This is a genomic window from Chitinophaga solisilvae (assembly GCF_009928525.1).
GTDB classification, from domain to species: Bacteria; Bacteroidota; Bacteroidia; order Chitinophagales; family Chitinophagaceae; genus Chitinophaga; species Chitinophaga solisilvae.
In genome coordinates this window covers 82,299-104,538 of sequence record NZ_JAABOK010000018.1, presented here as the reverse complement: position 1 = coordinate 104,538, position 22,240 = coordinate 82,299, and the positions used below count along the sequence as shown (strand labels likewise).

The following is a 22,240-nucleotide window of genomic DNA, read 5'->3' as shown; positions in this document are numbered from 1 at the left end:
AGATTTTATGAGCGCATAATCCGCTTATCCTGTAAATACCGGTACAGGAAATATGCTGTCATAAATACGGCCATAATGAAAATCGTCTTTATCCACCGCAACCGTTCTATATCATGATAATTGTTACGTATCATTTCTCCCGGTGTGGCATCGAAATAATCCACCACCAGGTAAACGCCGCCGGCAGCGGTAACCGCAAAGGAAAACGCCTTGAACCTGCCATTCATCAGCCTGGATGCCTTCCCGGCAATTGTTCTGGCGACCCTCCGTTCAAATCCGTTCTCATGCAGCACTTCAGCCATCTTACCGACAGAAACGGTATGCGAGAAACGGTAAACAGCATACCCGCTCCCGGTAACAGATGCAGGTTTAACCAGACCCGTATACTTTTTCAAGCGGGAAGTGTCATGCCAGACCTTCACCTTAACGCCATGATAAGCAGCCTGGTTCGGAGTGCCTGACACGCCACGGCTGATCCTGGCTGTATCCCATACTTTAAGTGCAATACTGGGCGCAGTATCAGCATGAAAGATGTTCTTTAAATCCTCCGCCTTCACCTGATGTAAAAATGAAAATCTCTCTGTACGCTTTATTTCAATTCTCCAGTAAATGAAAATACCGATGGTGATCACCAGTGAAATAGCAAAACGAATCATAACATGCTTGTTTGGGGTTGGTTATAATATCAAAATATGTGTAACAGTTCCTGGCTGGTACTTACCTTCTCCTGACAACCGAGGGATTAAATGCGCTGAACAATGACTTCCGGGGCTGAGGCCATACAGACCTCCAGTAATAACAACGATTGAAGATACTGAAAAAGAACATACAGCGAAAATTGCCTTATCTTGGCACTCATAACCGCATAATAAAAATGGTCATGAATAAACCTGCCCCTACCTACTTCGAACAGCTGGCTGTCTACGACAATGAAAAGTATTTTGATAAAGTCATCGATATAGAGTGGCGCGGACAACTGCAATCTTCTTCCGGTAATAAAAAATTCAAAATAAAATATTACGGTGAACTCATGGAAGAACACGGCCTGATTACTGCCACCGAAAATGCACCCGCACTTGTATATGCCATTGACATTATCACCGGTGAAGAAATACTGCTGTTCGACGGCGGCAAACATGGCTATGACGCTATGTTCTGTGATACCTGGCCGGCAGATCAGATCAGCGAACGTCCGCTGGCTCACTGGTATACCGATAAGAACGGGGAAGATACCTTCGATATCATTCTCAGCGTATATTACAACATCGATTATGAGGAAGAAGCCGCAGAGTTCCTCAACGAAAACGGACAGGTAACACTTGTCTCCGGAGAAGAAATATCGCTTGAAACCCTTAAACGCAACGGATTTGACGCGATCGGTATTTATGCGGTGAATACGGCAGGAGAAATTATTCCGGTGGTGGAAGAAGAACTAGGTTAGACAGGAATTACGAATTGCGAATTGCGAATTACGAATGTAGAAGCGAAGATGGATGGGGAATGCGAATTGCGAAGTAGAGCGGGGAGCGGAGATGGAAGATGTTTTCAGGGAAATTTAATTATAATTTATCTGTATGCCAGAGGCACTGTTCCGGCATTTTGAAAAGTATATTCGTCTGTCAGCGGCACTGAGAGCAGAACTGACAGCCAGGATATTATTCCGTTCCTTTAAGAAGGGGGAACTGATTCATCATGCCAGCTATATTTGTACACATAGTTACTTTATACAGCGGGGGCTGGTACGGGTGTATTTTCTGAAAGATGAAAAAGAGATTTCCGAGTACTTCAGCTGCGAGGAAGAGTGGGTGAATTCTCCAAAAAGTTTTATACAACAGCAACAGGATATTTACTTTATCGATGCCCTGGAAGATACAGATACCTGGGTGCTGGAAGTCCACGACCTGGTATACCTGTTTGACCATTTCCCGGAAATGGAAAGATATGCCCGGCTTTCTATGGGAACAGTATTTGGTCATTACATGGAACGGATCACCTCTATGCGCTTTACTACTGCCAGAGAGAAATATGTGCATTTCTGCAGGACCTATGAAGATATTTACCATCGCATCCCGCTGGGAATGATAGCTTCCTATCTGGGCATTACACAGGAAACGCTGAGCCGTATCCGGGCAGAAAGGTAGTTTTTGATATAGATCAAATCTTCCGGTTGCTTTAACAGGGAACTTTGTGGTATAAACAATACACACATGAAACTCCTTCTTTCCCTGCTGCTGCTGACCTGCAGTTTATCCCTTACCGCACGGCAATCTGAAACCCCTGGCGTACAAAGCATTTACTATTCCGGCGCCGGCACGCGGCAGACACTGATCGTAGGACTTGGCGGCTCCGAAGGCGGCAACGCGTGGAGCAGCGATCGCTGGAAGCCGGTGCGCGACCGGTTTCTGGAACAGGGATACCATTTTCTCGCACTGGGATACTTTCGCTGCAAAGGAGCCCCTGATACGCTGAACCGCATTTCCCTGAACCAGGTACACGACGCTATCCGCAAAGCCGCTGGTATGCACAAAGTGATTATCATCGGCGGATCAAGGGGCGGAGATCTGGCCCTGCTGCTGGCGGCCCACTTTCCTGACATCAACGGCGTGGTGGCCATTGTACCCAGCCATGTGGCCTTCCCGGGGCATACGCAACATTTTACGACCAGTGCCTGGCAATACAACAACGAAGAACTTCCTTTTGTACCGGTCAACGAAGCCGCTGTTCCCTTCCTGATGAAGGGCGACCTGCGCGGCGCCTTCAGCGCCATGCTGCAGGACTCCCTCGCAACGGAGAAAGCAGCCATCCCGGTCGAAAATATTAACGGACCGGTACTGCTGCTTTCTGCTACAATGGATGAAATTTGTCCGAGCACCTATATGTGCGGGAAAATGATGGAAAGGCTGCAGGCACATCGCTTCCGCTACCCCTATGAACATATTCCGGTGCAGGGCCGCCACAGCGCGCCACTGCAGGAGTTCGACAGCATCTTCCGCTTTCTGGATCAATACTGCCGCTAACGTTTTACTGTTGTGCGCCCTTGCTGATTTTATTATTTTTTATACGCGGCCTGCCATCTATATCCGTCTTGCCATTCACCGCTTCGCTGATAACAAATCCGGTATTGACAGCCGGCGACCCCGGCTGTATATGAAGGTCAGGCAGTGAAGTACTTTTCAGCTGCGGGTCCGCGAAGGAAGATGCAGCATCTGTACCGCTCACCGTTTTCCAGGTATTGAAATCAGTAATGGGCGCATCGTTGGTGCTGTTCCATATCCACTGCGGCGTACCGGTGGTGAAATAAAGGTTGTTGTCGATGATATTGCCGGAGCCGCTGTTACTGTATTTATGGATGATCACATCTACCGGTCTGGCATATACGATATTATTCCGGATGATGTTATTCTCACAATTTTCCGTCAGCCTGATTTCTCCTTCAATTTCCCCGAAAGCGCCTACTGTACGGTTGTTCTGGAACAGGGTGTTATTCACCACCTGGCAGTCTTTGGTACCACCGCGGGTATAGTTCAGGTAATCACCCATATAAATACCGGTGCGCCAGCAGTTATACACAAAATTATTTCTCACGATACAGTTGCGGGTAGGATAGATATTGCTTTCGCTGACCAGCCCGATACCACGGTCGCTGTCATACACCTTGTTTCTCTCGATGATGACGCCGGCGCCGCCGCATACATAGATAGCAATGGCCCCGTAGTTATCCTTTCCCCAGAAATCAACGCTGTTGCCCATAGATACGTTATATAATTCGTTATCGCTGACAACCCCGTTACGTGCGTAGTTGGTGGCAGGATTACCCTGCGGGTTCAGTCCGTCGCCGCCGGCCACGATGATACCGATGTTCTCCGTATGATAAACTTTGTTCCGGCTGATGGTAAACCCATCGATATTACCGGCCAGCGTGATGTTCTCACTGGTGCCGGTTTGCATATCGTGCACGGTACAGCCGCTGATGGTAAGATCAGTAATGGCTTCGGTACCGTTGCCCATAGCGAAGATGGCGTGTGCACTGCGCCCCTGGCTCATGGGTGAATGGCTTTTAATATTATAGATATTGCAGTTTTTTATGCTGATATGATGGGCATTACCGGTCACCGCAATGCCTTCCGGATCTACACTGCCGGAGTTGGTGCTGAGATTGCAGATGTCCAGCCCTTCTACCGATATATAGCGCACGTTGCTGATGGCCAGCAGTGCCTGCCAGCCGCTGACGGTGGTCTGACTGCCATCTATCACCGCTTTCTCACCGGGATAGGCCTTCAGGGTGATCCAGCTGTCTGCTGTACCGGAGCGGGACAGGCTGATGGGTTCGTAGTAAACACCTTTTCTGAAAACCAGGGTATCGCCGGCCAGCAGTTTATTCAGCACTGCTTTAGCGGATTTTACCGGCTGCCTGATGGTACCGGGGTTGCTGTCATTCCCCTCCGGAGACACGTAGTATGTATGATGTGCATAGGTTTCATTGTCTGTAATACGGCTGCTTTCAGAGCATGCCAGCGCCATGATGATGGCTGTAAATAAAATATTCATGCGTAATATTGATTTCATTCTGAGATGATTCTTCTGATACGGTTATTGTTTTTGTCCAGCACATAAACAACGCCGTTTTTACTGATGGCAACGCCGCCGGGGGCGCTGAAAGCGGCTGCCTCCCCTATGCCGTCCGTATAACCGGCAGTACCGCCGCCGGCATAAACTGCTACATTCCAGCTGTTGGCGCTGATGATACGGATACTCTGATCCGGATGGCCGGTAGCGCCGTTCCATGTACCGTTGCCGGCTACGAGGATGTTACCGTCAGCATCGGTGGCCATCCCCCAGGGCAGGTTAAAGCGCGCATCTGCACCGGGGCCGTTTACAAATCCGGGTACGCCTTTCATCCCTGCAATGACAGACGCTTCCCAGGTACCGGCAGCGAAACGCATGACGGTATGATCGCTGCTGATAACGGCATACAGATTGCCCTGTCTGTCGAAACCTATACCAGCAGGGCTGTTCAGGTTGCTGACAACCGCTTTGCTGCTGCCATCGGCGGCCAGTGTATATATGTTACCCGGACTGTTACTGCCGGTATAGTACAGTTGTCCGTCACTAACGTTGAAGGCTATACTCCACGGTGACTGCGTGCCCCATCCGATGGTGGTGGCGTTGCCATCGGGAGTGATTTTACGTATATCATAGTTGATAGGATCTACGCTGTAGACATTTCCCTGCGGATCGGTGGTAACGCCATAGGGCAGTTTAAACCGCGCCGCACTCCCTTTACCGTCTGCATGTCCTTCTGCCAGCTGGTTTCCGGCCAGCGTACTCACCATGCCATCTGCCGTGATTTTACGGATGCAGTGATTACCCGGATCTGCTACAAATACATTTCCATCGTTATCCACAGCAAGCCCCATACTCCTGTACCATTCGGTGCCGTTGAAATTAAACATGGCATCTTTACCGGGTCCATTGGCAAAACCGGCGGTACCATTTCCTGCAAACGTGCTTACAACACGGGTATAGATATAGTTGTACAGGTCGGCGCTCGCAATGGTATCATGACCGATTTTCACGACGAGCTTACCGGTGCCGCAGCGTTTGGGCACTACAGCCATAATCTGCGTGGAGCTGGCGCCGGTGATAATCAGCTGTTTTCCGTTGATGGTCACATCAATAGCAGCAGTATCCGTTGTGAAGTTGCTGCCGGTAATCAGCACGGAGGTACCGGCGCCGCCGCGGGCGGGGATAAAGCTGCTGATGGTCATCGGCATACCATCGCTGTGCCGGCCTTTATCTTCTTTCCGGCAGGCAGATGTCAGTATCAGCAGACATCCTGACAAAATATATAAAGTGCGTAATCTCATATGTTATTATTAAGACGATGTTGATAGAATCCTTTACCATCCGGGGTTCTGTACCAGTGCCCTGTCTCTTTCAATATCACTCTGATTGATAGGGAACAGGTACATTTTATCATCCCAGTATCTTTGCTGGAATAATTTCCGGGTATAAAAACCGGTGAAGGCAAATCCCTGTCCGCCGTCGTCGGCATTCACATCCATTCCGTAAATAGCCTGGTGTTCAGGTTTCCCCAGCAGCAGGCGGCGGGTGAGGGTATAGTATCGGTCCATCTCGAAACACAGTTCCACAGCTCTTTCGCGCAGGATATACTTCCGCATGAGGTCTTTATTACCTACCGCCTGCGGATATACGGTTTCAATACCGGGGATACCGGCTCTTTCCCTTACCAGGTTCAGGTATCTTACGACATCCGGATTCCCCGGATCGTATTCGTTCAGGGCTTCCGCATAATCCAGCAGTATTTCGGCATAACGTATAAGGATATACGGACCATGATAGCTGACCACATCATTCCGGATATTATCATTCGGGCTTACTCTTTTCAGCACCAGGTATCCGGTGATATTACCGCCATTGGTGGCTTTCTGGCCTGATTTTCCGCTGAAGTAAAATTCTGAGCGGCCTTCTCCGTTAACATTTGCTTCTGATGAAAAATAGTTTTTATCATCTGTGGTAGATGCGGGCAGCACGGGGCGGCCGTTGTACTGGATGAAGGCATAGAAGCGGGCTTCCCGGTTGGCATACATGTTCCAGTCGCCTTTGCGGTGCGACCAGCTGGTACTGCCTTTATCCTGGGCAAAGCCTTTTTCCACATATTCAGACACCGGATCATCGATGGTGCGGCCATTCTTCATCGCAAAGAGGTCTACCAGGTTTTGTGTGGCGTTGTACATATTGTAACCGCCGGGTCCCGGAGAGGCGCATTTGGTGAAACCCCAGCGCCACCACTGCAGGGTGCCGAAGATGATTTCATCGTTCCAGTTGGTCAGGAACAGGTCGCGGACAGAGAGGTACGGATCGAAGGAGGTCCCGCCGTTGTCCATGTTGGTGAACAGTTTATAGTTTCCGCCATCGATGACTGCTTTGGCGGCAGCGACAGCAATGCGCCATTTGTTTTCATCATAGGCTGCTGGCGCCAGCTGTTCGCCATTCTGGTTTTTGAAGCCGCTGAAATGCGGATTACCATTCCACAGCGGGCTGGCGGCAAGTAACGCCAGGCTGGCCTTTACAGCAAGGCAGGCGCCGCGGGCAGGGCGGCCGAAGTTGGAGGAAGAAGCCCAGACACCCGGCAGCTGCGCCGATGCCGCATCCATCAGCCGGTTGATCAGCGCAACGCAGGTGTCAAAAGAAGCACGGGGATAATGATTAAAATCTTCGTTAGGGTTCAGCAATCCGTCTACTTTCACAAACGGACCGTATTGTCTTAACAGCTGCCAGTAGAACCAGCCGCGCAGGAAAAGGTTTTCCGCCTTGTACTGCACTTTCAGGTCGTCACTCAGCTGGCTGGATGGCACTTTATCAATATTCTGTTCAAAAACAAATGATTTACGGATACCTACATAGTAGTTTCCCCAGTTGTAAAAATATCCGCTGGAAGCGCTCCAGTTACCGCTGACCATCTGTCTGACAGCCACGGTAGGGAAGATAACAGACGATTCATCAGAGGCTCCCATAGCGGCAAAGTCGCCCCCGTCTGTATTGTTGACATAACTGTAAATATTATGCAGATAGCTTTCAGCGTTGGACCTGGTTTTCCATATCTCCTCTTCTGTGAGGAGGTTATCCGGTTTCTTGTCCAGGTAATTACAGGAGCAAATGGCAAGCGTGGTGAATAGCAGGATGCAGGTAAGTTTCCTCATAACATGTTCATTTGTGGTGGTTTTAGAATTGTGCTCTGAGGCCGATGGTAATAGTTCTGGCGAAAGGATATCTGGCGCCTCTGTCGCCCAGCTCAGGGTCCCACAGTTTAAAGCGGGAGAAGGTGAGCAGGTTGGTTCCGGAAGCGTATACCTGCAGACTGCTGATACCGCGGCGTTTCATCTCCGGCGTAATCAGCGCATAGGAAACGGAGGCCTGTCGCAGACGCATGAAGCTGCCGTCTTTCAGCCACCAGGAACTGTTCTGGTAATTATTATCACTTGGGTTGGCGACTGTCAGCCGCGGATAGTCCACATCCTGGGAGGGGTTATCCGGTGTCCAGCGGTTGGCAGCTGCCGCCAGTGCGTTGGCAGGGTATTGTCCCATACCCGCGAAAGGCACTACGCCTACCCCGTTGCTGATACCGGTACCATTGGCCATGATACCAACATCTGCCACTCCTGCAAAGAGCGCAGATACTTCAAAACGTTTGTAACCGATATTAAATCCGTAGCCGTAAGACCATACCGGGAAAGATGATTTACCGAGATACGTCTGATCGTTGGCATCTATCACCTTATCATCGTTCATATCCCTGTACTTTACATCGCCTGGGAATACCGGGCGCAGTTGTTTGGGACTTTTATCCACATCTGCCTGATTCCGGAAAAGGCCGGTGCTGACGTAACCGAAATACTCGCCGTAGCTGTGGCCTTCCGGCTGCTGGTAATCGTACAGGAACTTCGGGTAGTCCGCATAGATGATCCTGTTCCGGGCATAGGTAACGTTACCGAATACACGCAGGCTCACATGTTTACCGATAGTGCTGTTATATTCTACGCTGCCGTCGATCCCCTTGTTTTCCATTTCGCCCATGTTGGCAAATATTTTCATGTAGCGGTCATCACCGGGTGTATAACCTGCGATAGAAGAGATAGAACGGCGCTGAATGAGGATATCCCGCCGGTGATCGCTGAAGGCATCTACCGTAATATTCAGCTTATTCCACAGGCTGATGTCCAGTCCGAGGTTAACTTTCTCCGATGTTTCCCAGGTGAGGTTCCTGGTGCCGATCACCGATTCAATGATACCGCCGTAGCCGGTGGGCGAATAGCCGAACTGTACGCCTGCACCGTTTTCTATGAAAGTAAGGTAGCCGAACCTGTTCTGCAGAATCTGATCGTTACCGGTAGTACCGTAGGAGCCTCTTATCTTCAGCAGGTTCACTACCCCGGTGGCGGATTCAAAGAAACGTTCCTTTGAGATGACCCACCCGGCAGAGAATGCAGGGAAATATCCCCAGCGCTGGCCTTTCTCAAAGTTCTCTGAGCCGGTAGCGCCGATATTTACTTCCGCCAGGTATTTATCCATAAAGGAATAGGTGACCCTGCCTGCGAGGCTCTGGTTGCGGTAGGGAATAGCGCCTTTCAGATCGCCCGCAGAGCCTACCATGCGGTTACGCATGGTACCCAGCGCCAGCGCGCCGACGGTATGCTTACCGAAGTTGCGGTCATAGCTCAGGTTTCCTTCAAGATACATCACTCTTTCGCCGGAAGAAGAAGGCTCATAACCCAGGTAGGTACTGCCGGTGCGTACTCTTTCCAGCACCAGTTCTCCGCTGGCATTGCGGGAGCCGGCATACCACAGGTCGTTGGTGCCGGAGCGTTTGGTATTAAATTCTCCGTAGGTATCAAAAGAAAAACGTCCGGTGGCGCTGAGTCCCCGGGTGATGGCATCTAATTTCTGTGTGAGTGTCAGCACAGATTGCACGGATGGTTTAAATTCCCGGCTGTAGCCATTATTCTGTACAATATTAAAAGGATTGACGCCGCCGTTGCTGCGCGGCCCGGCCCAGATATTACCGGGATATTTCACCGGATAGGCGACAGGGTTAGTAGCATAGGCGCTGTACCAGATATCAGAAGCAGAAGAGCCGGGGAAGTTACTGTTTACCAGCATCGCTGCGAGGTTGAGCGACAGCACCGTGGAAGAGGTGACATTGAGATCCAGGTTACTTCTGAAATCATAGCGTTTGAAATTCAGGTTAGGATTGTAGCCGTTAATTTTAGAGACATTGTATTGCCCGTCCTGGTTGTAGAAAGACATGGATACATAATAGCGCATCGCTTCTCCGCCGCCGCTGACATTAACATTGGCGTTGGTCATGGAAGCATAGTCTTTATAAATGGTGTTGATCCAGTCTACATTCGGATACAGGTAGGGATCGAGGCCGCTGGCGGTTTTCTGAATAACTTCTTCCGAAAATCCGGGTGCGTTACCTTCATTCTTCCGTGCTTCATTAAACAATTGCATATAGGTAACGCCGTCCAGCATTTTCGGTCTGCGGGTTAATCCGGTCATGCCGGATTCTGCTTTGGCAGCTATTCTTGGCTTGCCGGCGAGTCCTTTTTTGGTGGTAATAATCAGTACGCCGTTAGCGCCTTTAGCGCCATATACGGCAGTTGCAGAAGCATCTTTCAGCAGGGAGATACTCTGGATATCTTCCGGATCAATATTGTTGAAGGCGCCGCCGTAGGTGCTGTTTACATCTTCGCGCTGTACACCGTCCACGATAATCAGGGGAGATACGCTGCCCTGGAAGGTACCGATACCACGGATGGTGAAGGTGGGGTTATCATATCCGGGTTCGCCGCCGTTGCTCTGCATGGAGATGACGCCGGCTACTTTACCGGTGAGCGCGTTGGTAAGGGACGCTACGGGTGTGCGCATGTCCGCCATATTTACCGTAGACACGGCGCCGGTTACCGTTACTTTTTTCTGGTTGCCAAAGCCCACCACCACTACTTCGTTGAGTTTATCTACGGTGCGGCTGAGGCCCACCTTCAATGATTTTTGTCCGGCTACCTTTATCTCCTGCGGCGTCATACCGATCATGGCTATACGCAGTACATCATTATCGCCGGCATCTATGGAGAAGGCGCCCAGCACATCTGTCACCACGCCGCGGGAGGTACCTTTAACAGCCACGGTAGCGCCGGGGAGCGGCACGCCCTGGTCATCCATTACGAGGCCGCGTACCTGCCGGGCCTGTGGTCTGACACTATCTGTCCGTGTCAGGGCTGCCGGCGCTGCTGCCGGTTTTTTGTCCAGCACAATACGGTTGCTGCGTACTTCATAGCGGATATTGCGGTCTTTCAGCAGGAAGCGGAGTACATCTTCCAGCTTTGTCCGGTTAAAATCCACGGTAACTTTTTCGCCGTCATCCAGCAGCTGGTTGCTGTACACAAGCGTGAACCCCGTCTGCTTCTTGATAGTCCGGAACAGCTGCAGCAGCGACAGGTTACTGCCTTTCACCGTTACCGCAGCGGCTGCGGGGAAGCCCTGCTCCTGTGCCAGTACATGCAGGAAACATATGCCGCACAGCGCCAGGCATAGCACAGCCCTGCGCATTACCGGCCGGCAATGGCGTATACATTTTCTCATAACAGAAATTCATTTAATAGTTAGTCCGATAACGTGGTGTTACCATTGTTCTTTTGCTGTTCGTTTTTTATATACTACAACGGAGAGGAGGAAACGGGTGTCTTCATTTTATTATTTTTTTATTTTATTATTTGAGATGTTGTATCCGATCAGGGTATTCTTTTGTACCAATAGATACAAGGGAGGCATGGCCTGGATACAAATCTCAAATAATAAAATAAAAAAATAATCAAATGGCTCCTACTCGAGGTGCAGCACCCCATCCTTATAACTATACTTCACCTGCGCGGTAGTTTCCAGATCATTTAGAAAGGCACTGAGTTTATCCCGCTCCATGATGCCGGTGGTGGCGGTGCGGGCATGTTTTTGCGGATCTGTGACGATGGTGATACCATAGAAACGGGAAGCTGCGGCGGCCAGTTCCGGCAATGGCATATGGTGGAAATAATATACGCCGTTTATCCATGACAATACTTCTTCTTCATCGAATCGGGAGGCGGCAAAACCGGTAGCAGCGGAGTAGTCGGACTGATAACCGGGCTGCAGGGTTGTCTGAAGACCGTTGGCAGCGGAGGTGATGACCTTCCCTTCCACGAGCGACGTACGAACATTACCGTTATGATAGGTGTTGACGTTAAAAGCGGTGCCCAGCACCTGTATATTGGTGAGTGGCGTGTGAACGGTGAAAGGCTGTTGCGGATGCTTCGCTACTTTGAAATAGGCTTCTCCGCTGACATACACCTCTCTGGAGCCGCCGGAGAAATGGAACGGAAAACGCATGCTGGTAGCGGCGTTGAGCCATACTTCCGTCCCGTCAGACAACATCAGGCGGTAAGAAGCGCCGGCCGGCACCTGCAGGGTGTTCATGGCAGTATCGGCAGATTCGTACCGGAGCATGTTGTTGCCGGTGGTCAGGGTAGCATTGCTAACTGTGCGGACGGCGCTGTCATTATCCAGGTTGATTTGCCTGCCGTTTGCCAGCAGCAGCTGTACCGGTGGCTTTACCTGCGCCAGCGGAGGTGTTGCCGGCGTGCTGCGGAAGAAGAAATAGCTGCCGCTCAGGAGCAGCAGCAGTACCGCCGCCGCTGCCAGCCATTTTTTACGGGAGGCCGGGCGCAGGCTACGTTGCTGTAATTGCTGCAGGGCAGCCTGTTCATCTACACGATGCAGGTAACCCTGTACGTCCATCTCTTTCCCTTCAGCTTCCAGGGCAGCCCAGGTAGCCGCAAAGGCAGGATCTTCCGCCAGCATGCGCTGCACATGAGCCTCCTCCTCCTCAGACAGATGGCCTGTGAGCTGCTGTATATACAGTTGGAATATTTTCTCCTGTTGCTGTTCCATAACCCTTTCAGCGGTCTTTATTATTCACGGCATGACGCAGCAGCTTCATACCCTTCTTCAGGTAACTCTTAAAGGAATTGATGCTGATCCCCATCTCATCAGCAGCCTCCTGGTACCGCTTGCCGTCCAGGTATATCATCTGTATGGCCATACGCTTCTGGCCCGCAATAGTATCCAGGCTCTGATGCAGCTGGCCGCTGTAGTCCGGAAGCTGCTCCGGGCCGGCCATACAGCTGTCGTCCTGCAGAAATGCAAAAGCCGTCTGCTGCTGCAATTGCGTTTTCTGCTTCTTAATATGATTGAGACAACGGTTCCTGACGGCCGTATGCAAATACCCTTTTATATCATTGTTAAACTGGAGATACAACTTTCTGTCCCATATATCCAGGAAAAATGTCTGCACAATATCCTTGGCCTCCTGCTCATTCTGCAGAAGCCAGAAGGCAGTGACACACAGCAGCTTGTAATACCTGACAAACAAGGTATCATAAGCGGTGGCATCGCCGCTCTTTAACCGCTGGACCAGCTCTATGTCCGCGCATTGATCCATGCACCTATGGCGTTAATGTGGTAAGTCAATAAATTACAGGTTCTCCTGAACCGCGTTCCCTGGTTGATACCGGGTAAGTTAGAGATTATAGTTGTAAAATCATAATTATAGTTAATTACGAATGACGAAGGATGAATGGCGGGTTAAGCACGAAGATTTAAGCGGATCGGGAAATCATGAATCCGCTTAAATCTTCGTGCTTAACCCGCCATTCATCATTCGGCATTCGTAATTGACCTTACTGGATAATTATATAGCAAAATTTCCCTGCTGCCCTTTATTTTTTGGTATATTTATATACCGTCACATGAATCTGAGATTACCTGTAAACATTTTCCGCGTATTTTTTTAACCCTCAATACATATAGTCTATGCAAACAACAAAAATCTCCCTGGACAGGAAACTGTTTCTGAAAAAGAACACTGTTGCCAAACTCAGCTCTACGCAAACTGATGTAGTAGAAGGACCCGTAGCAGTCAGCGCGCCTTACCGCACTGCATTCTCCACGGCTGAAACGCCTATGCGCTGCTATCCGTGTTGTAAAGAGCCGATACTTACTTTCGGCGGCACCTGCAGAAACTGATGACATGAACGAGCTTACAGTACAGCTAAAAACATATAACCATTGTGTTGCAGCTGTACTGTTATTTTTTTAAGGAAGATGATACTATGACAACAGAAGAGATACTGACCACTATCTATCACGATAATATTACCCTGCTGCAACATAAAAGATACGAACCCTACTATGCGGAAAGCCTCCTGAAAGGCCCGTGGGGAGCATTGCTGTATGTGTTCTACTACGAACGCCAGTACAATGTTCAGGATCCGCTGGCGGGAGATCTGCTGCAACAGCTTTACCAGGACCTGCAGCCGGAACCGGTTACGGGATACGACTATTGCAGCGGCGCCACCGGACCGTTCTGGGTATTACAACATCTCCATGCGCACGAATTTATAGACATCGACATGGATATGCTGCTCACAGATTTTCTTCCTGCCGCTATTACCGACAGCGAACAATGCCTGCATAAAAAAGATTTTGATTTCCTCTATGGCAGCGCCGGCATCTGTCATTTCCTGATACCATATGCTGCGCAACCCGCCGTAGCGGCACACCTGCAGCAATTCGTCGATACGCTGGCCGCCGCCGCAGTACCCGCCCCCGGAGGACTGAGCCTCCCCGTATTCACCATGGATCAACCCGACCAGCCAGGTGTCGATGCCTTCAGTATGGCGCATGGCACCTGCGGCCTGCTGGTGCTGCTCGCTAAAATATACTGCACCGGTATCGCCACCGGTCAATGCCGGCGACTGATAACCGATTGTATCGCCTTTATTAAAAGCAAACAGCTGCCCCGCAGCGCCGACCACCAGCGCGCACTGTTTCCGGGTATGCTGGACGGCCGCTCAGATTTCAGCCGCCTCTCCTGGTGCTATGGAGATCTTTCCGTAGCCCTCGCCTGCTGGTACTGTGGCAAACATCTGCAGGAATCCGCCTGGATGGATGAGGCCCTGGATATTATGCACTATAACACAAAAAGGATTTCCGACAAAGCTGCCGGCGTGGTGGACTCCTGCCTGTGCCATGGCTCCGGCGGCATCGCCGCATTTTATAACCGCTTCTGGCACGAAACAAAAGACCCCGCCTTCCTCCAATGCGCACAACACTGGTACAACAACACATTGGAGAAAGTAATTTTCTCCGGTCAACCCGGCGTACATGGCATGCGCGGATGGATAGGTGCAGGCAAAGACTGGGAATACTGCTGGGATGTGCTGGACGGTAGCACCGGTGTAGGATTATCCCTCCTGTCCTACCAAAGCAACATCCCTCCTGCATGGGATGAAATGCTCATGCTCTCCTGATAAAATAAAAACCCGGCCGCAAAAGCAGGCCGGGGCTATATAAGGGTTAATTAGAGGATAGACAATCAACTATTTGTGCTATCAGGAGTTATCTTTTGTTAACGTCCCCTGTAATCCATACTGATCACCTTACCCATACCACTAAAGGAACGACGCAGCTGCAGATCGCCCATCACAGCTGTGGCGGCGTAAAAATCAATACGTCCGCTTTTCCCTGCAGGCCCGCCGGGATCGTAACTACATACTGCCAGCGTTTTTCTCAGGCTTTTGAGCGGCTCCTTTTCTGCCTCCATATACTGCGTCTGTAAACAGGAAATTACACGGGGAGAAATATCCAGTTTTAATTTAGCCTGGTTGGAACTGAAATCATACTCATACAACTTCCCGCCTACGCTATAGAACACATAACCATAATCCGGATTGACAGCATAACAGGATGCCTTGTCCAGCTCAGGCGCATTCATACGCACCGGCGCTGTTTCATACTCTGTATCAAAAAACAGGTAAATACGGGAGAGATAAAATTCGCCTGACGGTTTCTTCAGAATACTGAATACATCAAACTCATTATACTCTGTCCGCTCCATATACACGAGGTCCATACCCGTATTATTATAGTCAAAATCCGGCGACTCCGGCATCAGCTCGCAATACGGGGCAAAGCTCTCCACCGAATGCCGCAGAAAACGTTTATTGGTGATGTCATACAGCAGGGAATAGGAAAACATACTTACCGCTACAAACGGCGATACGCTGAACTTCCCGGTTTCCATCCTGACAACATTGAGCGGTTGCGCAAACATAATGCTGTAGGGAGGATTACGGTAATACAAATCTCCCTTGTCCACCAGGTACGTAATCCCGTACTGATGATTCAGTCTGTCCGGCGCAAAATCAGCAGGCGTATTCCGTGGCATATCATACAGCACATTCATCGTCCTGTTCCAGTCAAATGTTTCGGGGTCAATTCTGGTAGTACCGGTAGAAGTACCAATCAGCACATCCGGGTTATTGTTCCGGTACCGTATAACCTGTACGGAGCGCGGCTTTCCGCTGAGCTGAAGGGGTGACCTGGCATAATTCAGCACATCTGAAATGAAATTAAAATCGCCGCTTACATTCTTTGACAGCATATCCAGCCGGGGATTGTCATTGCCCTGATCGTTCAGTAACAGCCAGCCTTCATAGATGCCTGTCATAACATGCAGCTCTGTTTTAAACTCATACTTAATGCCGGTAGCTTTTTCTGTGATCCGGTAATACAGTTCATAATTATCAGGCATCAGCATGACCGGTTCATGCAGTTCCGGCGTAGTAGCCAGCGTTTTGGAAGAATCGTTCACCGCAATCCAGGCATAGGTGTAAGCATCTTCGGGGTTGCTGCTCAGGGAAAAGGTCTTCCTTGGAACAATATGCAGGGAGTCGCCCCGCAATACGGCATAGGCGGTATCGATGGCCTGGATAGTTACTTCGTTGATGGGATGGTAATCGTAATTGCCCTTATCCTTATAGCAGCTGCTGCAAACAGCCAGCAGCAGGAAAAAACAAAGCCGGTTATATATAGTTTGCTTCATGATTGAATTCTTTTTACAGGTTGAAAGATGATATTTACATCATGCCTGGTCCCATCGTCATTTCATCTCCGTTATCTTCCAGCACCGGGGCGCCATCCTTCCGCATATCATCCAGGTAATGCTGCATGAATATGCCGATCTCTATGTTCAGTCCCATATTCATAGGGCCTTCAAACATATCCGGCTTCTTATCCATCAGGCGGCAGATGAGGAACAGTTTCTTCAGGGTAAAATCACCCAGCATAAAATCCCACCATCCCGGCGGCCTTACCAGCATATCGCCGGTACGGATGGTATACCTGGACAGATAAGTGCGTTTATTGGCAGCGTCGAGTATGGGCTGAAAATCTGATTTGAAATTTTCATTCTCCTGCAGCTGTAGCCGTAAGGTCACCGCTGCATTTTTCATATCAGGGGTACGCAGCCATACAACGGCAATGGTATCCCTGCTCTTTCCGGCATGCATGGTAAAGGTTGGGGGCAATGCGCGGTAATGCTTACCTGCCACAGCGGTGGAAGAGGTATCTGCCACTACAATAAAAGACCGGTCCACCGGAGCAGGCACGCCTGTGATCATCACCGGTATGCGGAATACATAGCTGTCTGTTTCCGCCGGAATGTTCAGGAAATTCAGGTAGGAAGAATCTGATCTGTAACCATTGTTGTATACATTAAAGTATACGGCATCCTTTGCTTTATAGGTAAAAACATCTGCTTTCTTACAGGCTGCCAGCAGCAGCACTCCGGCAATGATATTCTTCAGTTTCATAGTACTGCTTTTAATTTCTGTAATAGATTTCAGCATCGGGCAGCGGCACTACATATTGTCCGCTTCCCAGTTTAATCTGGTTATCGGAGCTGCCTGCCAGCACCGAGGTAATTTTTTTTCTTTTATAGAAGAAGAATAATTGCCCCTCTCCCCAGAATTCTTTGGCGTATTCCTTTCTCAGCTCTGTCTGCAGGTTGGCTGAAGCGCCCAGCGGCTGCAGGTTCCGGTGTGCACGTACCTGATTCAGGTAACCGATGCCGGCGGCAGCATTCGGCACACATTCTGCCGCGATGTAGTACATCTCACTCATACGTATCATCGGCAGGATATATCGGAAAGGCTTATTTCTGTCTTCTGTCTCTCTTACATCAACATATTTTGTAAACAGTTTTACGGCATGTGAAGCGCCTCTTTTCCAGATTTTATCATAACGGTATTCAGAACTCATTCCCTCGTAGGTTTTATCCAGGTGGGTTTCCATAGGAGCCAGCAAATGCTGGTTCGTGAGATCATCGGAGAAGAGCGATTTCCCTGTGGTATAGAGATCAATATTGAACAAGCCGAACAACACTTCGGCGTATAGAATTTTATCTTCCGGATCGTAACCGGCCTGTCCGTTATCGGCGGTCCAGGGGAACCAGCGGGAGGCTTTGTCTATCACTTCGGTGGCGGCGGCCAGTGCAGCGGCTTTATTGCCCCTGTATAGCCATACCCTTGCCTGTAAGGCTTTTACAGCGTAATAGTTCATCCGTATATTTCTTCTGCCGAAGAAATCATTTCCGCCGGTACCGCTGCTGCCCTTACTGGCAACGGGGTCAGATTTCAGTAATAGCTCCGCCTGGTGCAGGTCTTTCAGCACGCTGTCTGCCACGCGATTTGCGGGCAACAACGGCTGCAGCTCTGCATTACCCAACGTATAGTACGGAGCAGATGCGCGGGTAGAATCCGGAGAGCTGTACATGGGACCAAACAGGCGCAGCATATCAAAATGCATCAGCGCCCTCAACGCCATAGCTTCCCCTCTTACCAGCGAATCCTTTGCGGGAGACAGCAGCTGACGGTCGCGGTACTTGTTCAGTCCGTACAGGAAGGCATTCACCTGAAGAATATTCCGGTAGGCGGCAATCCAGGTTTCTTCTGTCTTCGCTTTCGTATCCTTCTCTGCATACCGGTAGTTGGCTATGTTATCGTATTCGTGTGTATCCCCGAAGCTGATATAGGTCATGTAATACTGCGCCATGGCATCGGTCATGCCCATCGTCAGGTTTTTTCCATACTGCTCTTCTCTGGCCATCGTAATGTATATGCCGTTCAGCGCAGCCAGCACATTGGCTTCTGAGCTGAATACCTGGTCTTCCATAAATTTATCTTCCGGTTTTACGTCCAGGAACTTATTGCAGGAGCCCAGCAGCACCAGTCCTGCCAGGAGGTATATGCTAATGGTGATCTTACGTTTCATCTGTGTACAGTTTTGTAGCATTAGAAAAGTGCGTTGATGCTGAATGACACGCTGTTGGAATAGGGATAGTCGATCCCGCGCTCCGCCCTGATGGTTGAGAGACGGAACAGGTCATTCATATAGGCGTTGAGCCGGAGGCTCTGCATGCCCATCCTGCGCAGCCAGCGGCGGTGCTGAAAGTCATATCCAAGGCTGAAAGATTCACCCAGCAGCTGATCGTCCCGCTGAATAAAGCGGTCAGACATTTTTCCTTCTGTCCTTGTCAGCCCGATGCTTTTAAACATAGCCACATCTCCCGGTTTTTTCCAGCGGCTGTACAACGCACGCCGGTCCTGGTTGTAGCCGGCTTCGTCCAATGAGATATTTTCCACTTTATTAAACAGCGCTTCGTTGAACATCATGCCGCCATAACGGTAACGGATACTCGCAGAGAAGAGCAGTCCCTTATAATTGAGGTAGGTGCTGATAACACCTTCTGCCAGCGGCTGACTGTTACCTATCCGTACAATATCTTCAGGGCTGTACAGGAAGGTGTAATGTCCGTTGCGGTCAATAAATATTTCCTGTCCCGTTTGCGGATCAATACCTGCGGAACGCACCGCCCACAAGTCAGTAGGGCTGTATCCGTCATTGTAACGGGCCAGCCTGCTGCTGTCCAGCTGTAATTTATTCAGCGCCTGCAGTGACCGGGATATGTTGCCGTATTCACTCTTCAGCATAGCGCCGGTAAGTCCCACTGTCCACACAATCTGTCTGGCAGGCATATACACCGGAGAGAAACGCAGGTTAACTTCTGCCCCCTTTGTTTTCAGCCATCCTGCATTCATGGAATAGCTCTGCAGGCCAGTGGAAGCGGCTTTACTCACCTGTATCACAAGCGGATCTGTATTTCGCTGGTACACGTTAAAACTGGCGGAGAGGCGGTGATGCATCAATTCTGCATCCATTCCCAGGTTGATAGTATTTGTTTTCTGCCAGCGCAGATCGGGGTTACCCAGACTTTGCAGCAGGATACCCTGCCCAAAGGGGTTGACGCCTGTTGCATAAGTATATACTGATGCCGACGTGGTGGCCCCGAAATTCTGATTCCCTGAAGTACCAATACTGCCGCGTAATTTCAGCCGGTCTATCCATCCGATATGCTGCATGAAAGATTCCTTCTCCAGGTTCCAGCCAACACCTACCGACCAGAAAGGCGTGTATTTCTGGTTGTTACCGAAAGCCGTAGACCCGTCCAGGCGCGCGGTAAGGTCCAGCAGGTATTTCTGCGCCCAGGCATAGTTTACACTTCCGAGTACGTTGGCACGGCGGAAAACTGCCGTGGCGGTAGCCGGACGCTTATCGGGTTCATAGCCGTAGGAGTAGGCCGGGTTGCCGTTGGTGACGGACTCCGGAAAACCTACCGCTGTAGTGGCGTAACTCCAGCTACGGGAATGTTCTATATCACCGCGCAGGTTGCCGGTGATGGAATGCTGCCCGTATACACGACCATATATCAGCATCAGATTGGCATTGTAGCCCATCTTCTCTGTCCGGGTATTCACATACCGGCCTTTTTCGTATATGCTTACCTTATCGAACAGGGTATTACCTGCGGGGGTGAACACTTCGCCGGTGGTCTGCGACTTGCTCAGCTGCAATCCGCCCTGTACACGGAATCCGGCCGGCAGGTCTATCAGCAGCTGCAGGTTGTTCTGTATATCGTTATTCTTTGTTTTATTGATATTGCTGAGTAATCCGTTATACAGCGGATTGGGTACCAGCGTGGGTACATCCTTGTAACCGTCAATGGTATCGAGATACCGGTCGGGTTTTCCTTCGCTGTTATACTTACGGAAGAAAGGATTGGCGGCAGCGAAATCTGCGAAGGAGCCATAGGGAGATTCATTGGCTTCATATCCGCTCAGGTACAGCTGGTTGATGATATTTACTTTTCCGCGGCGGTAGTTCAGGTCTATATTGGCGCCCCAGGTACTTCTTCCTGATCCTTTCATGACGCCGGATATTTTTTTGTAGTTCACTCCTGCGCCGTAGCGCATCTGATCATCGCCGCCTTCAGCATAGAGGGAGTGGCCGTTGGCGAAACCCTTCTGCACCGGTTCATTCATCCAGTAGGTATTTACGCCCCTGTTTACTTCCTGCAGGCGTTTGTTGTAGAGCATATCCATTTCCATCTGGTCGCGGGCACCGTATTTGGATTTGTAGCGTCCGGACAAACGTTCGAATTCCAGTTTCTCTGCCGCATCCATCAGGTTGTAGGAACGGAGGTCCGGTACTTCCAGGCGGAAGTCGCCGGTATATGACAGCTGCAGCTTACCGGCAGCAGGTAGTTTTGTTTCCACCACCACTACGCCGTTGGCAGCCTTGGCGCCGTACATCGCTGTGGAAGCTGCATCTTTGAGGATCGTCACCGAGGCTACGCGGTTCATATCCAGGTCGATAATTTTCTGCAGGGTAGTTTCAAATCCGTTGAGAATAAAGAGTGGCAGGTTAGGATCGGCGCTGAACTGGTCTTTGATGGTACCTCCGGCAACGGAGGTTTTTCCGCGCAGTTCAATGTTGGGCATGGTGTTGGGATTGGCGCCTTTCAGGTTATTATCCAGCACAACGAAAGAAGGATCCAATGCCTTGAGGCTTTGTATCACGTTCTGGTTGCCGATGGCCTTCAGCTCTTTTCCTGTAAAAGAAGCTACCGCGCCGGTGAAGCTTTCTTTCTTACGCGTGAAGATGCCTGTGACTACTGTTTCCCTGATGGCAGTCACAGCACGTACCAGGGTGAGGAACAGTGCTTTGTCATCTTTCACCACTACTTCTTTTGTTTCATAGCCCAGATAGCTGAAGACGAGCGTGGCGCCGGGTTCCACTTCTATTCTGAAGTTACCTTCTGCCCCGGAAACATTGCCGGTGGTGGTATTCTTTATAACGACAACAACGCCTGGTAATGGATTGCCGCTTTCATCCAGTATGCGGCCGGTAACCCATATGCGCGGCGGGGCCGGAGCAGCTGGGGGAACAGCTGCTTCCGGGGCCGCATTGGTGGTTTTTGATTGTAAGACGATCGTCTTATCCAGGATGCTGTAAGTAAATGGCTGATCCTTGCTGCACTGGTCCAGTACTGCTTTCAGCGGCAGGTGCTGTCCGCTGATGCTTACCTTCCTGGCATGCTTTAATATCTCATTGACATAAAAAAATTCATATCCTGTCTGCGCATAGATCTCCCGGAACACAGCTTTGACGGATACATTGCGCTTATCCATGGTAACTGTCTGCGAGTACGTACTGGCGCTGACCTGTAAAAGTATTCCCAACAGGAAAAAAGTGATCAGTTTCATACACCGTAATAGTTTTTTCCGGTATCCCGGAGGCATTTCCACGCCGGCAATACGCCATGGGAGCAGCCTGATTCTGGTTGACGACAGCCTGCACAGGGGCATAGGTTGTCTGTTAGCACGCATTTGCATACCTTTGGTTGATTTTTGCTGTTAATGATTCAGTGTTCCTATTGAAAATA

The 22,240-nt window shown here is 50.1% G+C and carries 16 protein-coding genes; 5 read left to right on the top strand and 11 right to left on the bottom strand.

The genetic code is table 11. The features are described 5' to 3' along the window. Nucleotides 1-5: 5 nt before the first annotated feature. Entirely contained in the window at nt 6-656 is a 651-nt protein-coding gene (locus GWG06_RS26675; RefSeq protein ID WP_160717374.1) for a hypothetical protein, read from the bottom strand. Nucleotides 657-880: 224 nt separating this feature from the next. Here GWG06_RS26675 and GWG06_RS26670 point away from each other — a divergent pair, with 224 nt between their 5' ends. The 3 genes from GWG06_RS26670 (at nt 881) to GWG06_RS26660 (ending at nt 3,017) form a co-directional block, all read left to right on the top strand. Beyond that, nucleotides 881-1,441, top strand: a complete 561-nt coding sequence (locus tag GWG06_RS26670) for a hypothetical protein (protein WP_202183130.1) — start codon at nt 881-883, stop codon at nt 1,439-1,441. 133 nt (nt 1,442-1,574) lie between these two features. Further along, nucleotides 1,575-2,141, top strand: coding sequence for a Crp/Fnr family transcriptional regulator (locus GWG06_RS26665; protein WP_160717370.1), 567 nt, complete (start codon nt 1,575-1,577; stop codon nt 2,139-2,141). 66 nt (nt 2,142-2,207) lie between these two features. Beyond that, nucleotides 2,208-3,017 carry an alpha/beta fold hydrolase gene (locus GWG06_RS26660; RefSeq protein ID WP_160717368.1) on the top strand — a complete coding sequence of 270 codons (810 nt, stop codon included), beginning with the start codon at nt 2,208-2,210 and terminating at the stop codon, nt 3,015-3,017. Nucleotides 3,018-3,021: 4 nt separating this feature from the next. Here the strand turns inward: GWG06_RS26660 and GWG06_RS26655 are convergent, their stop codons facing one another. The 6 genes from GWG06_RS26655 to GWG06_RS26630 form a co-directional block, all read right to left on the bottom strand. Further along, complete coding sequence (locus GWG06_RS26655; RefSeq protein WP_235938553.1) at nt 3,022-4,548, bottom strand: right-handed parallel beta-helix repeat-containing protein; 1,527 nt, start codon at nt 4,546-4,548, stop codon at nt 3,022-3,024. A gap of 14 nt (nt 4,549-4,562) precedes the next feature. Then, nucleotides 4,563-5,867, bottom strand: coding sequence for an IPT/TIG domain-containing protein (locus tag GWG06_RS26650; protein ID WP_160717364.1), 1,305 nt, complete (start codon nt 5,865-5,867; stop codon nt 4,563-4,565). Between the two features lie 33 nt (nt 5,868-5,900). Then, entirely contained in the window at nt 5,901-7,724 is a 1,824-nt protein-coding gene (locus GWG06_RS26645; RefSeq protein ID WP_160717362.1) for a RagB/SusD family nutrient uptake outer membrane protein, read from the bottom strand. A gap of 22 nt (nt 7,725-7,746) precedes the next feature. Beyond that, nucleotides 7,747-11,166, bottom strand: coding sequence for a TonB-dependent receptor (locus GWG06_RS26640; RefSeq protein WP_160717360.1), 3,420 nt, complete (start codon nt 11,164-11,166; stop codon nt 7,747-7,749). Between the two features lie 240 nt (nt 11,167-11,406). After that, nucleotides 11,407-12,507 carry a FecR family protein gene (locus GWG06_RS26635; protein ID WP_160717358.1) on the bottom strand — a complete coding sequence of 367 codons (1,101 nt, stop codon included), beginning with the start codon at nt 12,505-12,507 and terminating at the stop codon, nt 11,407-11,409. A gap of 7 nt (nt 12,508-12,514) precedes the next feature. Continuing rightward, nucleotides 12,515-13,057, bottom strand: a complete 543-nt coding sequence (locus GWG06_RS26630) for a sigma-70 family RNA polymerase sigma factor (RefSeq protein WP_127042949.1) — start codon at nt 13,055-13,057, stop codon at nt 12,515-12,517. 371 nt (nt 13,058-13,428) lie between these two features. Between GWG06_RS26630 and GWG06_RS26625 the strand changes: the two genes are divergently transcribed. Together GWG06_RS26625 and GWG06_RS26620 are read left to right on the top strand one after the other, a co-directional pair. Further along, nucleotides 13,429-13,641, top strand: coding sequence for a class I lanthipeptide (locus GWG06_RS26625; protein WP_160717356.1), 213 nt, complete (start codon nt 13,429-13,431; stop codon nt 13,639-13,641). 86 nt (nt 13,642-13,727) lie between these two features. Beyond that, nucleotides 13,728-14,927, top strand: coding sequence for a lanthionine synthetase LanC family protein (locus tag GWG06_RS26620; protein ID WP_160717354.1), 1,200 nt, complete (start codon nt 13,728-13,730; stop codon nt 14,925-14,927). 98 nt (nt 14,928-15,025) lie between these two features. On the opposite strand, the gene GWG06_RS26615 is transcribed toward GWG06_RS26620, so the two are convergent. From GWG06_RS26615 to GWG06_RS26600, 4 genes are read right to left on the bottom strand one after another with little or no spacing between them, the layout of a single operon-like run. Further along, nucleotides 15,026-16,501, bottom strand: coding sequence for a PKD-like family lipoprotein (locus GWG06_RS26615; RefSeq protein WP_160717352.1), 1,476 nt, complete (start codon nt 16,499-16,501; stop codon nt 15,026-15,028). 34 nt (nt 16,502-16,535) lie between these two features. Then, entirely contained in the window at nt 16,536-17,270 is a 735-nt protein-coding gene (locus GWG06_RS26610) for a DUF4843 domain-containing protein (RefSeq protein WP_160717350.1), read from the bottom strand. Nucleotides 17,271-17,280: 10 nt separating this feature from the next. Next, on the bottom strand, nt 17,281-18,729 hold the full coding sequence (locus GWG06_RS26605) for a RagB/SusD family nutrient uptake outer membrane protein (RefSeq protein ID WP_160717348.1): 1,449 nt from the start codon (nt 18,727-18,729) through the stop codon (nt 17,281-17,283). 20 nt (nt 18,730-18,749) lie between these two features. Next, a complete protein-coding gene (locus GWG06_RS26600; RefSeq protein ID WP_160717346.1) occupies nt 18,750-22,190 on the bottom strand; it encodes a SusC/RagA family TonB-linked outer membrane protein in 3,441 nt (1,146 codons plus the stop codon). Nucleotides 22,191-22,240 lie beyond the last annotated feature (50 nt).

Coding starts and splice junctions, on each gene's coding strand:
- GWG06_RS26610 (WP_160717350.1), bottom strand. CDS start 17,270: ATGAAACTGAAGAATATCATTGCCGGAGTGCTGCTGCTGGCAGCCTGT.
- GWG06_RS26635 (WP_160717358.1), bottom strand. CDS start 12,507: ATGGAACAGCAACAGGAGAAAATATTCCAACTGTATATACAGCAGCTC.
- GWG06_RS26650 (WP_160717364.1), bottom strand. CDS start 5,867: ATGAGATTACGCACTTTATATATTTTGTCAGGATGTCTGCTGATACTG.
- GWG06_RS26655 (WP_235938553.1), bottom strand. CDS start 4,548: ATGAATATTTTATTTACAGCCATCATCATGGCGCTGGCATGCTCTGAA.
- GWG06_RS26640 (WP_160717360.1), bottom strand. CDS start 11,166: ATGAGAAAATGTATACGCCATTGCCGGCCGGTAATGCGCAGGGCTGTG.
- GWG06_RS26625 (WP_160717356.1), top strand. CDS start 13,429: ATGCAAACAACAAAAATCTCCCTGGACAGGAAACTGTTTCTGAAAAAG.
- GWG06_RS26630 (WP_127042949.1), bottom strand. CDS start 13,057: ATGGATCAATGCGCGGACATAGAGCTGGTCCAGCGGTTAAAGAGCGGC.
- GWG06_RS26600 (WP_160717346.1), bottom strand. CDS start 22,190: ATGCAAATGCGTGCTAACAGACAACCTATGCCCCTGTGCAGGCTGTCG.
- GWG06_RS26675 (WP_160717374.1), bottom strand. CDS start 656: ATGATTCGTTTTGCTATTTCACTGGTGATCACCATCGGTATTTTCATT.
- GWG06_RS26605 (WP_160717348.1), bottom strand. CDS start 18,729: ATGAAACGTAAGATCACCATTAGCATATACCTCCTGGCAGGACTGGTG.
- GWG06_RS26665 (WP_160717370.1), top strand. CDS start 1,575: ATGCCAGAGGCACTGTTCCGGCATTTTGAAAAGTATATTCGTCTGTCA.
- GWG06_RS26660 (WP_160717368.1), top strand. CDS start 2,208: ATGAAACTCCTTCTTTCCCTGCTGCTGCTGACCTGCAGTTTATCCCTT.
- GWG06_RS26615 (WP_160717352.1), bottom strand. CDS start 16,501: ATGAAGCAAACTATATATAACCGGCTTTGTTTTTTCCTGCTGCTGGCT.
- GWG06_RS26670 (WP_202183130.1), top strand. CDS start 881: ATGAATAAACCTGCCCCTACCTACTTCGAACAGCTGGCTGTCTACGAC.
- GWG06_RS26620 (WP_160717354.1), top strand. CDS start 13,728: ATGACAACAGAAGAGATACTGACCACTATCTATCACGATAATATTACC.
- GWG06_RS26645 (WP_160717362.1), bottom strand. CDS start 7,724: ATGAGGAAACTTACCTGCATCCTGCTATTCACCACGCTTGCCATTTGC.